The organism is Hyphomonas neptunium ATCC 15444, assembly GCF_000013025.1.
Taxonomy (GTDB): Bacteria; Pseudomonadota; Alphaproteobacteria; order Caulobacterales; family Hyphomonadaceae; genus Hyphomonas; species Hyphomonas neptunia.
Window position 1 is genome coordinate 2,808,684 of record NC_008358.1, and the last position, 13,794, is coordinate 2,822,477.

At 57.8% G+C, this 13,794-nt stretch carries 9 protein-coding genes, 3 tRNA genes and 3 rRNA genes; 7 read left to right on the top strand and 8 right to left on the bottom strand.

What is annotated here, in order from left to right:
• The first annotated feature begins 49 nt into the window (after nt 1–49).
• The 6 genes from HNE_RS13085 (at nt 50) to HNE_RS13110 (ending at nt 5,593) form a co-directional block, all read left to right on the top strand.
• The gene (locus HNE_RS13085) at nt 50–1,132 is read left to right on the top strand and encodes a glycosyltransferase family 2 protein (protein ID WP_233351914.1); all 1,083 of its coding nucleotides are present in this window, start codon (nt 50–52) and stop codon (nt 1,130–1,132) included.
• Between the two features lie 73 nt (nt 1,133–1,205).
• Nucleotides 1,206–2,129: a metallophosphoesterase family protein gene (locus tag HNE_RS13090; RefSeq protein ID WP_049755139.1), complete on the top strand. Its 924-nt coding sequence runs from the start codon at nt 1,206–1,208 to the stop codon at nt 2,127–2,129.
• Between the two features lie 95 nt (nt 2,130–2,224).
• Nucleotides 2,225–2,782: a polysaccharide biosynthesis/export family protein gene (locus HNE_RS13095; protein ID WP_148205893.1), complete on the top strand. Its 558-nt coding sequence runs from the start codon at nt 2,225–2,227 to the stop codon at nt 2,780–2,782.
• A gap of 345 nt (nt 2,783–3,127) precedes the next feature.
• Entirely contained in the window at nt 3,128–3,823 is a 696-nt protein-coding gene (locus tag HNE_RS13100) for a sugar transferase (RefSeq protein WP_011647636.1), read from the top strand.
• Between the two features lie 151 nt (nt 3,824–3,974).
• Nucleotides 3,975–4,859 (top strand): glycoside hydrolase family 16 protein, encoded by an 885-nt coding sequence (locus tag HNE_RS18110; protein ID WP_011647637.1) that lies wholly within the window; start codon nt 3,975–3,977, stop codon nt 4,857–4,859.
• Between the two features lie 77 nt (nt 4,860–4,936).
• A complete protein-coding gene (locus tag HNE_RS13110) occupies nt 4,937–5,593 on the top strand; it encodes a prepilin peptidase (protein ID WP_011647638.1) in 657 nt (218 codons plus the stop codon).
• Nucleotides 5,594–5,822: 229 nt separating this feature from the next.
• On the opposite strand, the gene HNE_RS13115 is transcribed toward HNE_RS13110, so the two are convergent.
• The 8 genes from HNE_RS13115 to HNE_RS13160 form a co-directional block, all read right to left on the bottom strand.
• A tRNA-Met gene (locus tag HNE_RS13115) sits at nt 5,823–5,899 on the bottom strand.
• 183 nt (nt 5,900–6,082) lie between these two features.
• Nucleotides 6,083–6,197: ribosomal RNA gene (gene rrf / locus HNE_RS13120) — 5S ribosomal RNA — on the bottom strand.
• A 95-nt stretch (nt 6,198–6,292) separates the two neighbouring features.
• A 23S ribosomal RNA gene (locus tag HNE_RS13125) occupies nt 6,293–9,067 on the bottom strand.
• 263 nt (nt 9,068–9,330) lie between these two features.
• Nucleotides 9,331–9,406, bottom strand: a tRNA-Ala gene (locus tag HNE_RS13130).
• A 71-nt stretch (nt 9,407–9,477) separates the two neighbouring features.
• Nucleotides 9,478–9,554: transfer RNA gene (locus HNE_RS13135), tRNA-Ile, on the bottom strand.
• Nucleotides 9,555–9,782: 228 nt separating this feature from the next.
• Nucleotides 9,783–11,237: ribosomal RNA gene (locus HNE_RS13140) — 16S ribosomal RNA — on the bottom strand.
• The 16S, 23S and 5S rRNA genes sit together here with 3 tRNA genes alongside, the layout of an rRNA operon.
• Nucleotides 11,238–12,011: 774 nt before the next feature.
• On the bottom strand, nt 12,012–12,446 hold the full coding sequence (locus HNE_RS13155) for a CBS domain-containing protein (protein ID WP_011647639.1): 435 nt from the start codon (nt 12,444–12,446) through the stop codon (nt 12,012–12,014).
• Between the two features lie 114 nt (nt 12,447–12,560).
• The gene (locus HNE_RS13160) at nt 12,561–13,274 is read right to left on the bottom strand and encodes a rhomboid family intramembrane serine protease (RefSeq protein WP_011647640.1); all 714 of its coding nucleotides are present in this window, start codon (nt 13,272–13,274) and stop codon (nt 12,561–12,563) included.
• Nucleotides 13,275–13,388: 114 nt separating this feature from the next.
• Here HNE_RS13160 and HNE_RS18755 point away from each other — a divergent pair, with 114 nt between their 5' ends.
• The gene (locus HNE_RS18755; protein WP_160162625.1) at nt 13,389–13,763 is read left to right on the top strand and encodes a DUF4345 family protein; all 375 of its coding nucleotides are present in this window, start codon (nt 13,389–13,391) and stop codon (nt 13,761–13,763) included.
• Nucleotides 13,764–13,794: the final 31 nt, after the last annotated feature.

A 13,794-nucleotide genomic window follows, 5' to 3' on the forward strand; every position in this document is an offset into this window, starting at 1 on the left:
GCAGGGATGCAGACGGCAGTTGTCATGGTTAACCGCGCCTTGCATCAACATGGAACGGAACTTGCTGGTTTCACCCATAACCTATGGCCCAAAAGACCGGACAGGCATGCTGACCTCGATCAACACCGCAAGTTTCAAGCCGGCCCCTCTGGGTGTCGATCCCACCTCCATCCTGGCGGTGATCCCGGCGCTGAATGAAGCGCGCCATATAGAGACATGCATCCGCTCGCTGATGCAGGGCAGCCCGCTGCTGCGGCTCGTCCCGCTGACCGTCGCCGATGGCGGCAGCACGGACGAAACCCAGGCAATCGTGAAGCGCCTGACGGCAGAGTTTCCCAATCTGCGCCTGATAGAGAACCCCAAACGGCTGAAATCAGCAGCCATGAACCTCGCAGCCGGCGCTCATTCAGGCCCGCAGACCCGCTGGCTGGTGCGGTGTGATGCGCATTCGGTCTATCCGCAGAACTTCATCCTGCATGTGGCCGAAGCGCTGCAGCGCACCGGCGCGGCCTCGGTTGTGATCCCGATGGACGCTGTGGGCGAGACCTGTTTTGAGAAGGGCAATGCCTGGGTTGTCGATACCCTGCTCGGCTCGGGTGGCTCGGCCCATCGCGGCGGACGCAAATCCCATTATGTCGATCATGGCCACCATGCCGGCTTTGACATCAGCTGGTTTCGCAAGGTCGGCGGGTATGACGAGACCTTCTCGCATAACGAAGACGCCGAGTACGACCACCGCCTTGGCGCCGCCGGCGGCAAGGTCTGGATGGACGCCGATATTCGCATTGAATACGTCCCGCGCGGGTCCATCCGGGCGCTGGCGCGGCAGTATTTCAACTATGGTAAAGGGCGCGCCCGGAACCTGCGAAAGCACAATCGCCAATTGAAACCCCGCCAGGCGGTGCCCATCTTTGCCCTTGTGGGCAGTGTTGGCGGGCTTCTGGCCGGCATATCCTTTCTGCCCGCACTGGCCCTGCCGATCGGCTATCTGAGCATATTGGCCGGGGCGTCTCTGGCAATCGCCGTGCAACGCCGGTCGGTCTGCGGACTGTTTGCTGGGGTGGCCGCCGGGACAATGCACATGGCATGGGCAGCGGGATTCATTTGGGAAAGTGTTTCCGCGAACCGTTAAATCCAACGGCGGATTTCTTGGTTTCATAAGGTTAATCGGGTAGGCTCTCTGCCTATCTGCGGATAAATGTAGAATGGCTCTGACAAGAGGAAAACTTACAGACGCCCTGAGGGCGCGCTTTGGCCAGCTGTCCCGCTCGGCCGATGCAGCGCGCCACAATCTGCTGTCCCAATTCCGCGCGATGCAAGGCGGCGATACGCCGGCAGAGACCCGCGAACCGGCTGTTGCCACCGCCAATCCCCATAGAATTACGCAGGCGCCGGAAGGGGTTTGTCTCTATGCGGTGGGCGATATTCACGGCCGGATGGACCTGCTGACGCGTCTGATCGAGCTGATCGACGCCGATGCGGCGACGCTGCCCGACGGCGTGAAGCCCCAGATCATCTTCCTGGGCGACTATATCGACCGGGGCCTGCAATCGCGCGACGTGATCGAATACTTCGCCAGTGGCGCGCTGGACCGGTATGACCCGGTCTTCCTGCTGGGCAACCATGAAGAGGCCTTGCTCCGCTTCCTTCAGGAGGCCAGCTTTGGCACCCAATGGACCCGCTATGGCGGCGGCGAGACACTTTACTCTTATGGCTTTGCTCCGCCCAATACGCGCGCCAGCCTGAACTCGCATGAAGAGATGGCCAAGGTGCGCGAGGCCTGGAACAAGCTCTGGACCGATTTCCGCGAGCGCCTGCCCCAACCCCATCTCAGCTTCCTGCAAGCGCTCAAGCCCTACCATGTTGCCGGCGATTATCTGTTCGTTCATGCCGGTCTGCGGCCCGGCCTGGCGCTGGATGAACAGACCCAGCGCGACATGCTGTGGATCCGGGAAGAGTTCCTGGATGATGGCGCGCCGTTTGAACACATGGTGGTGCACGGTCATACGCCGGAAGACGCAATCCATAGAGACGACCGCAGGATCGGGCTCGACACCGGCGCCTTCCTCACCGGACGGCTGTCGGCAGCCCGTCTTTTCGGTACAGATGTTGCTTTCCTTAACACCTGAAATCTAGTGAGTATGGCTCCGGGACCCCCGAGATCCTCGCAAACGAATACAGGAGACCCTGCAGTATGCTGACGCTTCGCTCGTTACTGGCCATTATGGCCCTAACTCTTGGACTGATGGTTTCGGCCTGCGGCACCAGCGGCGGGACCGTTGGCGCGCGCGATGCGGGCGTCGCCACACAGGCCCAGGTTGATACATCCTATGCGCTCGGCTCCAGCGACCGGCTCCGCGTTACGGTCTTCGGCCATCCGACTCTTTCGGGTGAATTCGAAGTCGATGGCAGCGGGTCGATCTCGATGCCGCTGATCGGACAGGTTCGCGCGCTCGGCCTCTCGACGGTCGAACTTGAGAACGCGCTCGCCGAGAGCCTCTCGGACGGCTACGTGCTGGACCCGCGCGTCAGCGTTGAAGTCATTAACTACCGCCCGTTCTATATCCTCGGCGAAGTCGGCCGGCCGGGTGAATATCCCTATACCAGCGGCCTGACAGTTCAGAACGCCGTCGCCGCGGCGGGGGGCTTCAGCTACCGCGCCAACAAGCGAGCCGTCTTTATCAAGAGCATCGATAGCAATGAGGAAATCGCCTACGATCTGACGCCTTCGACGGTTGTAAAACCCGGCGACACGATCCGAATCGGCGAGCGAATCTTCTAATTCGCGATTCTTTGGAAACTCTACTTAAAAACGCCGCGTTCTGCGGCGTTTTTTTTTGAAACTTGCCCGGTTTTGGGACACTCGTTGCGTTCCATTCATGTTTAACCAACGATAAACCATTGCAACTGCCTGACCGGGCGGCAGGTGGTGCTTATATTTGCTGAATACTTCGCCTCGATGGAGAAAGTTTCAGAAACCTCTTATTAGCCATTCGTGAAAGTGGTATACGAATTGCAAACGCCAATACATGAGCTCCGCACGGCCCGGTCTAAGGGGACTAAGGCTGAAGAAAAAGTCGCGCGGTCAACAAAGTGTAATCGGCGTAGAGTACAAAGGGGACTACCAATGGAATTCCGGATCACCGACGCGACTGGTGGTGTCGAGGGTGACAACTTTGTCATCAGCGAGCCGCGCCGGCCAAACCCGCGCAACTCTTTCACAGCAAAGCGCGCACTAGATATACTTGCAGCCTCGCTGGGCCTGATCTTCATCGCGCCGCTTCTTCTGATCGTCGGCCTCATGGTCCGCCTTCAGGATGGCCAGGCGGCGATCTTCTCGCACACTCGCTACGGCCAGCATGGACGCACGTTCAAATGCTACAAGCTGCGCTCGATGGTGCCAGATGCTGCCGAACGCCTCCAGGCGCTGCTCGATACCGACCCTGCCGCAAAACGTGAGTGGGACCTGACGCAGAAGCTGGCACGCGACCCGCGCATCACCCCGCTCGGCCGTTTCATCCGCGCCACCTCGATCGACGAACTCCCCCAGCTCATCAATGTGCTGAAAGGAGACATGTCGCTCGTCGGCCCGCGTCCGATCTCGCTTTCGGAGCGTGGCAAGTATGGCGAGAATTTCGCTGACTATTGCAGCGTCCGTCCCGGCATCACCGGCCTCTGGCAGGTCAGCGGCCGCAGCAATGTCAGCTATCCCGAGCGCGTGCGCCTGGATACGACCTATGCGCAGAGCCGTTCTTTCTGGGGCGATGTCGTGATTATCCTGAAGACCATCCCCGCCGTGCTGAAATCTGACGGCGCCTGCTGATCGGCGATAATTAATCCAAAAAAGGCGGCTGGGGGGCCGCCTTTTCTTTCAAAATTCATGTACTAATGGGAACAGGCCCTCGCAGAGCGGGCCTGTCTGAGGGTCGGCATTGATGGGTAGTTGGGCAAAAGCCTTGAGCAGCGGGACCAGCATGAGACTGGGCGCCGTGCTCGGCATCACCGCGATCGGTATTCTCGGCGCAGTGATTTTTGCCGGCCCTGTTTCAAGTTCCGAACAGGAAATCGGCGCCCCCCTGCCCGTCAGCGAAGTGCCCCAATATGAACATCCCCCGCAGATCGCTCCGGATGCGGAGGCAGGCGCCTCCTTCCTGCAGCATTTCAGCAAAGATCATGACCCGACCCGCTGGCACAAATCCAATCTGAGCTATCCGGGCGCCCACCCCGCCTGGCTGTCGCGCCAGATCCACTTCTTTGACGACCGGGTGGAGCTCGAACTGCGCCGCATGCGGGTGGGCGACAAAACACTCGCCGGCGCCGAATATCAACGCCGCGGTTTTTACTCCTTCGGCCGGTTTGAAGTGGTGATGACGCCTGCTCCCGGCTCGGGCACGGTCAGCTCCCTGTTCACCCACACCCATGCGCAGTTTGGCGACCCACATGACGAGATCGACATCGAGTTCCTGGGCAAGGATCTGCGCATGTTTGCGGCCAACTACTTCACCGATGGCGCGCCCCACGACACGATCCCGGTCCGCCTGCCCTTCGATGCCAGCGAGGAAATCCACCTCTATGCCTTCGAGTGGGAACCCGACGAGATCCGCTGGTTTGTGAATGACGAGCTGGTGCATACGGCAACCGCCAAGGACCACCCCATTCCCCAATCGCCGAGCCGGATCATCATCAGCCTCTGGAGCGGCAGCCCCGCCCAGTATGACTGGCATGGCAAACCGACCTTCGAAGACGGAACGCGCGCGGCCTTCTATTGCGTCAGCTTCCAGAAAACCGGCGACACGACCCCACAATGCTCCGACACCTTCGACCCCGTTGCTGCCAATGCAGCCAAAACGGCGAACTGAAGCGGGCGCTGCCTCGGGCACGGCAGGATTTGCCGCGCCTGCGCGCCGTAACGGCGCCCAATCCCGTGTGACACGCCATGACGGGCAGTGATCTCGGCCTCGTGCTTCTGGGTTTCCTGATTGGCGCCGGCATTGAAGGGGCTGCCAGCCGGTTTGCCGGGGAGAGACGCACACTTCGAGACGTCTGGTTGAGCGCGCGCACGGTTTTCACAGCGATTGCCGGGGCGCTGGTGGCCCTCGCCGCCGGGCTCTACGGCTCCAACAACCTCCCGATCTTGAGTTTTACACTGCTGTTCGGGTGGGCGCTTCTTGCTTTGGCCGCCATTGACCTGCGCACTTATCTGCTGCCCGACAGGCTGAACCTTGCCGTGTTTCTGTTGGGCGCGGGAATGATTGCGTTATACCGGCAGGAGGTGTGGCCCTGGCATCTGGCCGGCGCGATCACCGGATATGGTCTGCTCTGGCTGGTGGGCGTGGCGTACCGCCGATTGCGCGGGGTCGACGGGCTCGGCCGCGGTGATGCCAAGCTGCTCGGCGCCATTGGAATGTGGGTCGGCCTGCAAGGCATTCCGCCCGTCCTGTTGATTGCATCGCTGAGCGGCATACTGGCGGTTCTTGCCGGCTCCGCCATCCGGCGCGAGTCTGTCTCCGGACAATCCATGATCGCCTTCGGCCCCTGGATCGCGCTGGCCGGATACATCGTCTGGCTGATGCCGGCGCTTCTGCCGTATTGACCCGCGCAGCGCAGGCTGCGGTATAGCCCCACTCCGCTGAACCTCTTCGCTGAAACTGGCGCCAATCCTGCCCGCTCAACAGGTGTCGGAAGGAAACGCAGGTGCCTCTGGCCATGAAGCCGGCAGCCAGCGGCTCTCCACCCGCCCGGATGCTCGCCAGGATCGCCGCGCATACCCCAAACGCAAAAAAGCCCCCGGTTCCGTTTCCGGAACCGGGGGCTTCTTTAGTTGGGTGCGGGAACAGGATTTGAACCTGTGACCTTCAGGTTATGAGCCTGACGAGCTACCGGACTGCTCCATCCCGCGTCAATTCCGTCTTGTTACCGGTGCATCGCTGCGCCTGAAACAAAAAACCGGCCCGCCGGTATGGCTGGGGCCGGCCCGAGCCACCCTGGTCGTGAGACCGTGATGGCTGACCGCCCGAAAGCGGCCTTCGTGTAAGAGAAAGACGTGTCTGCAAGAATTACAATCAGCTTCTGGTCTCTGCAGACCCGGCAGCGACCTACTCTCCCACGCCTTAAGACGTAGTACCATCGGCGCAAGGGGGCTTAACGACGGAGTTCGGGATGGGATCCGGTGGGGACCCCCTGCCATTACCACCAGGTCGGCGGAAACCAGCTAGCGATTGTAAGAAACCAAAAGTGTCTGTGACTGAACAGTGGAGTGAAAGTCTGAGCTTTCAACTACACATGAGTTTCAGTGATCAAGCCTATCGAGCAATTAGTATCAGTTAGCTTCATGCCTCGCGGCACTTCCACACCTGACCTATCGACGTCCTGGTCTTGGACGGCTCTCAGGGATACCTGGTTTTGAGGTTAGTTTCCCGCTTAGATGCTTTCAGCGGTTATCTAGTCCACACATAGCTACCCTGCAATGCGGCTGGCGCCACAACAGGTCCACCAGAGGTGTGTTCATCCCGGTCCTCTCGTACTAGGGACAAATCCTCTCAAGTATCCAACACCCACGGCAGATAGGGACCAAACTGTCTCGCGACGTTCTGAACCCAGCTCACGTACCACTTTAATCGGCGAACAGCCGAACCCTTGGGACCTTCTCCAGCCCCAGGATGTGATGAGCCGACATCGAGGTGCCAAACGATGCCGTCGATATGGACTCTTGGGCATCATCAGCCTGTTATCCCCGGAGTACCTTTTATCCGTTGAGCGATGGCCCTTCCACTCGGGACCACCGGATCACTATGACCGACTTTCGTCTCTGCTCGCTCCGTCGAGCTCGCAGTCAGGCAGGCTTATGCCATTGCACTCAACGAGCGATGTCCGACCGCTCTGAGCCTACCATCGCGCGCCTCCGTTACACTTTGGGAGGCGACCGCCCCAGTCAAACTACCCGCCACACAGGGTCCCGGCCCCATCCAGGGGCGCGGTTAGACATCAAAGAAGACAAGGGTGGTATTTCAAGGTTGGCTCCACTCCAGCTGGCGCCGGAGCTTCAAAGCCTCCCACCTATCCTACACATATATTCTTTAATGCCACTGTGAAGCTGTAGTAAAGGTTCACGGGGTCTTTCCGTCTGACCGCGGGTACCCCGCATCTTCACGGGGAATTCAATTTCGCTGAGTCTATGTTGGAGACAGTGGGGAAGTCGTTACGCCATTCGTGCAGGTCGGAACTTACCCGACAAGGAATTTCGCTACCTTAGGACCGTTATAGTTACGGCCGCCGTTCACCGGGGCTTCAATTCAATGCTTGCACATCTCCTTTTAACCTTCCGGCACCGGGCAGGCGTCAGACCCTATACGTCATCTTACGATTTCGCAGAGCCCTGTGTTTTTGATAAACAGTCGCAACCCCCAGTTTTGTGCCCCTCAGTACTGGTTGCCCAATATGAGGCCTCCTTCTCCCGAAGTTACGGAGGTAATTTGCCGAGTTCCTTCAACATAGTTCTCTCAAGCGCCTTGGTATGCTCTACCAGTCCACCTGTGTCGGTTTAGGGTACGGTCTAGTGGGGAGGCTATTTCCAGGGACCCCCAGGCTGCATTCACAATCCAATAAGTGAATACAGCTTTCGGAATCCGTCACTCATCCCCTGGCCCACGAATATTAACGTGGTTCCCATCGGCTACGCCTTTCGGCCTGACCTTAGGGGCCGGCTAACCCTGCGCAGATTAGCTTTACGCAGGAACCCTTGGACTTTCGGCGAGAGGGTCTCTCACCCTCTTTATCGCTACTCATGTCAACATTCTCACTTCCGATACCTCCAGCAAACCTCACGGTTCACCTTCATCGGCTTACGGAACGCTCCGCTACCGCTCATTACTGAGCCCGCGATTTCGGCGCATAACTTTAGTCCCGATACATTTTCCGCGCAGGATCGCTTGATCAGTGAGCTGTTACGCTTTCTTTAAAGGATGGCTGCTTCTAAGCCAACCTCCTGATTGTCTCAGCAATCCCACATCGTTTCGCACTTAGCTATGACTTGGGGGCCTTAATCGGCGGTCTGGGTTGTTTCCCTTTTCACGACGGACGTTAGCACCCGCCGTGTGTCTGCCACGTATAACTTCCAGGTATTCGGAGTTTGAGAAGGTTTGGTAATCCGGTAAGGACCCCTAGCCCATTCAGTGCTCTACCCCCTGGAGTCTTAACCGTGACGCTCTACCTAAATAGATTTCGCGGAGAACCAGCTATCAGCAAGTTTGATTGGCCTTTCACCCCTAGGCACAGGTCATCCGAGAATTTTTCAACATTCAACGGTTCGGCCCTCCAGTGCGTGTTACCGCACCTTCAGCCTGCCCATACCTAGATCACTTGCCTTCGGGTCTAATGCTACGTACTCAATCGCCCTATTCAGACTCGCTTTCGCTGTGCCTACACCTAACGGCTTAAGCTTGCACGCAACACTAAGTCGTTGACCCATTATACAAAAGGTACGAGGTCACTCCGAAGAGCTCCCTCAGCTTGTAGGCATCCGGTTTCAGGATCTGTTTCACTCCCCTCATCGGGGTTCTTTTCATCATTCCCTCACGGTACTTGTTCACTATCGGTCGGTAAGGAGTACTTAGGCTTGGAGGGTGGTCCCCCCATGTTCAGACAGGATTTCACGTGTCCCGCCCTACTCTAAAAGGTCTTCATTTTACGGATACGGGGCTATCACCCACTACGGCGTACCTTCCCAGGTACTTCTCCTTATTTCAGACCAGGCCTGGTCCGCGTTCGCTCGCCACTACTAACGGAGTCTCAATTGATGTCCTTTCCTCCGGGTACTTAGATGTTTCAATTCCCCGGGTTCGCTTTTTAACCCTATGTATTCAGGTTAAAATACCTCACTATTGAAATGTCAGACAAGTTGAGCACCGAAGCGCTCAAATTATCCAACATCTCGGAGGTGGGTTTCCCCATTCAGAAATCACCGGATCAAAGGGTGCTCTCGCCTCCCCGGTGCTTATCGCAGAGTGCCACGTCTTTCATCGCCTCTTACCGCCAAGACATCCCCCGGATGCCCTTTTGACGCTTGATCTCATAAAACCCATGTGCAGTGGAAAGCGCAGAACGCTTCACACACACAGAGTTTCAGTCAGACATTTGTTGGTTTCTTGCAGACTGAACCTTTGAAGCGTCCCTGTTGCCAGGCACACTCTATCGGCTGAAGCAGCAACGCCAAAACCCTTGTGAGGCTCATGAGGCGCGCGGCCGGCTCAGTCTTTCCCTTACGATAACAAACATCCCGGAACCCCAATGGGCTCCGGAAACCAGAATACTTCTTTCGTTCGTGAGACAGGTTGGTGGAGCCAGACGGAGTCGAACCGACGGCCTCCTGAATGCAAATCAGGCGCTCTCCCAACTGAGCTATGGCCCCGTGGTCCTGTCGCTGGCTTCCGCCAGTCTTGCGTGCCCCTCATGCCATCATTTCCAATTGGCAGGTTTCGATGGTGGGCCGAGGAAGAGTTGAACTTCCGACCTCACGCTTATCAGGCGTGCGCTCTAACCACCTGAGCTACCGGCCCTTCAGCCAAGCAGGCCAAGGCGGCCGCCGCAGCCAAAGTCGAATACAGGCGCGAGGCGCCCGCGGGGCTCGCTAATTGCCCGCCAGCAACATGCTGCCAGGCATTACGAACGAAGGAAGAGAAACGAAGACGGCGCGATAGCCGCATCTGTTTTGCCTTCAATTAAGAAGGCTTGTCTTAAAGAGCATCAGAGTTTCACGTGAGTAAAACAATCTGTTGCATCCTTAGAAAGGAGGTGATCCAGCCGCAGGTTCCCCTACGGCTACCTTGTTACGACTTCATCCCAGTTACTGATCCTACCGTGGCTCGCTGCCTCCGAAGTTAGCGCACGATCTTCGGGTAGAACCAATTCCCATGATGTGACGGGCGGTGTGTACAAGGCCCGGGAACGTATTCACCGTGGCATGCTGATCCACGATTACTAGCGATTCCACCTTCATGCCGTCGAGTTGCAGACGACAATCCGAACTGAGACAGCTTTTTGGGATTATCCCATTGTCACTGCCATTGTAGCACGTGTGTAGCCCTACCCGTAAGGGCCATGAGGACTTGACGTCATCCCCACCTTCCTCCGGCTTGCCACCGGCAGTTTCCTTAGAGTGCCCACCCAAACGTGATGGCAACTAAGGATGAGGGTTGCGCTCGTTGCGGGACTTAACCCAACATCTCACGACACGAGCTGACGACAGCCATGCAGCACCTGTGTTCTAGCCAGCCGAACTGAAGGAATCCGTCTCCGGAAACCATACTAGACATGTCAAGGGTAGGTAAGGTTCTGCGCGTTGCTTCGAATTAAACCACATGCTCCACCGCTTGTGCGGGCCCCCGTCAATTTCTTTGAGTTTTAACCTTGCGGCCGTACTCCCCAGGCGGAGAGCTTAATGTGTTAACTGCGTCACCGACAGGCATGCCTGCCAACAACTAGCTCTCATCGTTTACGGTGTGGACTACCAGGGTATCTAATCCTGTTTGCTCCCCACACTTTCGCACCTCAGCGTCAGTATCAGTCCAGTTAGCCGCCTTCGCCACTGGTGTTCCACCGAATATCTACGAATTTCACCTCTACACTCGGTATTCCGCTAACCTCTCCTGATCTCCAGACTTCCAGTTTCAAATGCAGTTCCGAGGTTGAGCCTCGGGATTTCACACCTGACTTAAAAGTCCGCCTACGTGCGCTTTACGCCCAGTAATTCCGAACAACGCTAGCCCCCTTCGTATTACCGCGGCTGCTGGCACGAAGTTAGCCGGGGCTTCTTCTTCAGGTACGGTCATTATCATCCCTGACGAAAGAATTTTACAACCCTAAGGCCTTCATCATTCACGCGGCATGGCTGCATCAGGCTTTCGCCCATTGTGCAAGATTCCCCACTGCTGCCTCCCGTAGGAGTCTGGGCCGTGTCTCAGTCCCAGTGTGGCTGATCATCCTCTCAGACCAGCTATGGATCGTCGCCTTTGTGAGCCATTACCTCACCAACTAGCTAATCCAACGCGGGCCGATCTTTCACCGATAAATCTTTCCCCCTAAGGGCGTATACGGTATTACCACCAGTTTCCCAGAGCTATTCCGTAGTGAAAGGTACGTTCCCACGCGTTACTCACCCGTCTGCCACTATATCGTTCGACTTGCATGTGTTAGGCCTGCCGCCAGCGTTCGTTCTGAGCCAGAATCAAACTCTCAAGTTGAGTTTTGATCTGACGAACCATCCATTGGAATATGGACGGTTACTTTGCTGTATAAGCATAAGTATTGCGTTCTTTGACGAGAACCCTTTTAAACAAAAGGAAGACCGAAGCCTTCCCGATGGAAAAAAGAATTCTCAAGAAACACATCGTCGTGATCGTTTTGGACTTCTTGCGAAGTCCGCAAGCCATCACGCCGCCTGCGTTTCTCTTCCTATCTCTTACGATGTCAAACAGCGTGGAACCGAAGCTCCGAATTTTGTGTCCCTCAGAAGCCGTGGCCCCGTCCGGAAGTGGCGGCTTATACAGCCGCCTTTTTTCCCGTCAACCACCTTTTTTCGCTCTTCTGCAGCTGGCCGATTAAGCATCGGTGGCTGCTTGGTTTTGAGCGAACAGAACTCTTTGGCCGATTGTCTCGGCCCAGAAATTCGGGCGTTCAGGAAGCGGCGGCTTATATAGTCGCCGTTTTCCTCGTCAACCTTTTTTATCCATCTTTCTCAGTTTTCTGCCCGGAGGCGGAAGGCTTCAAAAGAGAACAGAACTCCTAGACCGATTGTCTCGGCCCACTTGTTCGGGCGTTCAGAGGAACCGCACATATAGCCGCTGTTCGATGTAAAGGGCAAGCCCTTTTCTTCCGTTCGGCGGCCGCTGGGCGGCCATCGCTTGGCCAGACGTGTTGTCCAGTTCAGCGAAGGCCGCGATGTATCGGGGTCACCGGAGAACCGCAACCCTTTAATCTGCGAAATCCACAGCTTCACTGCGAATTGTGGAGAAGTCTCAGAACTGGGAGGAGAGGTAAGACTTCATCGCTTCGGCCTCAGCCTGGGTCTCCGCGATCTTCCATTTCACCAGATCCCCAATGGAAACAAAGCCCGTCAGCCGGCTGTTGCGGACCACCGGCAAGTGCCGGATGCGCCGGTCGGTCATCAGCTGCAGCGCTTCATCCACCTCGGCGTCTGCGCTGATCGTGATGACGGCGCGCGTCATCGCATTGCCCACCGGCATATCGAGCGCCCCTTCCCCCTGCCGGGCGAACTGGCGTACAATATCGCGTTCTGACAGCACACCGACGATCTCGCCGTCAGCGTCCAGCGTGACAACGGCGCCAATGCGGCGTTCGTCCAGCAGTCTGGCCGCTTCGCGGAGCGTATCATCCGCCCGCAGCGTGATGACCTCGCGGCCTTTGTCGTTGAGAATCTGTTCAATGATCATGTAGTCCTCCCATCAGGCGGCGGCCTTCGGGCCATCTCATCCTCCGTAAGGATACCATAGCGGGGCCAGCGAAGCGACTCCCGTGAAAGTTGCGTTAAATGGCCCTGTTTTGGCTCATATATCGAGCTTGCGTACCGCGTCCCAGATCACCAGGCGCCCGAAAACAGCCCCAGCAATATAGCCGCCCACATGCACTTCCCAGGCAATCGACGCGCCCAGCAGTGACGGGCCGACGAAGGCAAAGATCATGTTTGCGATGATGAAGATGGCGGTAACCGTCAGAAAAGGCCGGCTGCGCAGCCGCGCCGCGGCCCCGTCCCGCATCAGAAAATAGGCCCCCATCAGGCCGCTCAGGCCGCCGGATGCGCCAACCGCAATTGCGCCGGTGGGGTTGTTCAGCAGCAGGTAAACCACCCCGCCCCCGGCCTGCGAAATAAAGATCAGGACAAAGAGGGTTGCAATCACGCCCGCGCCATACCGGCCCTTCAGAACCGTGAGTATTTCAAGCACCGGCTTGCCTATGGCGATCAGGAATACGGCGTTGAGAATGACATGAAACCAGTCGCCATGCAGCAGCGCGCTGAGCACGAAGGGCGCCAGCGCCGCCAGCACACCGGGATAGGCCGGCACGCCGCTGGGCGTCATCACCTGGCCATCGGTCCATCCCCAGAATCGCTCCGGAAACAGCGCGCCATGATACAGCACCTCGATCTGAAAACTCTGCGGCGCGAACACCCGCAAGCCATGCAGCACCACCAAAACTACGGCAAACACCGTCAGCGGGAGGGGCGCATTGATGATCGGGGGGCGTTTTATCTGGCTGTCCATTCGGTTTCTCCGCTCATTGGCGCGCCGATTCGGGCAGCCCCTCGCCTCTTTTATGTAGGCGCGTTCGTTAAATTTGCCTCGCCCGGCGCTGAAACTAGATCTCTCTATATGTACGTGAAGCTGTTTCTCGGGGGCGTCGCAGCCCTTCTCGCCCTCTTCGGCGCGGTCGCGCTCGCCAATCCCATCGGTATGGCAGCCAGTCTCGGTGTGGAGGTCGGTGGCCCCAACGGGGCGTATGAGCTGCGGGGAATCTATGGCGGGGTCAGTCTGGCCGGCGCGGCCCTCTGCGCTGGCGGGGCCTTCAGGCCCTCCCTGAACCTCCCCGCGCTCTGGTTTCTCATTGTATATATGGGCGGATACGTCTTCGCGCGGGCCGCCGCCCTGCTGCTGGGCCCTCCGCCAACGCCTGATTATGTCGGTTTCATCGCTTTTGAGGTGGCCGTGCTTGCCGGGGCGATTCTCTCCCTCCGGGCCAGCCCGCCGCGCTGAGCCACAAAAAAAGCCCCGCCAGTGCGGCGGG

Bases quoted from the DNA above. Each gene is read 5' to 3' on its own strand.
- HNE_RS13160 (WP_011647640.1), bottom strand. From the start codon at position 13,274: ATGGACAGCCAGATAAAACGCCCCCCGATCATCAATGCGCCCCTCCCG.
- HNE_RS13100 (WP_011647636.1), top strand. From the start codon at position 3,128: ATGGAATTCCGGATCACCGACGCGACTGGTGGTGTCGAGGGTGACAAC.
- HNE_RS13095 (WP_148205893.1), top strand. From the start codon at position 2,225: ATGGCCCTAACTCTTGGACTGATGGTTTCGGCCTGCGGCACCAGCGGC.
- HNE_RS13085 (WP_233351914.1), top strand. From the start codon at position 50: ATGGAACGGAACTTGCTGGTTTCACCCATAACCTATGGCCCAAAAGAC.
- HNE_RS18110 (WP_011647637.1), top strand. From the start codon at position 3,975: ATGAGACTGGGCGCCGTGCTCGGCATCACCGCGATCGGTATTCTCGGC.
- HNE_RS13110 (WP_011647638.1), top strand. From the start codon at position 4,937: ATGACGGGCAGTGATCTCGGCCTCGTGCTTCTGGGTTTCCTGATTGGC.
- HNE_RS13090 (WP_049755139.1), top strand. From the start codon at position 1,206: ATGGCTCTGACAAGAGGAAAACTTACAGACGCCCTGAGGGCGCGCTTT.
- HNE_RS13155 (WP_011647639.1), bottom strand. From the start codon at position 12,446: ATGATCATTGAACAGATTCTCAACGACAAAGGCCGCGAGGTCATCACG.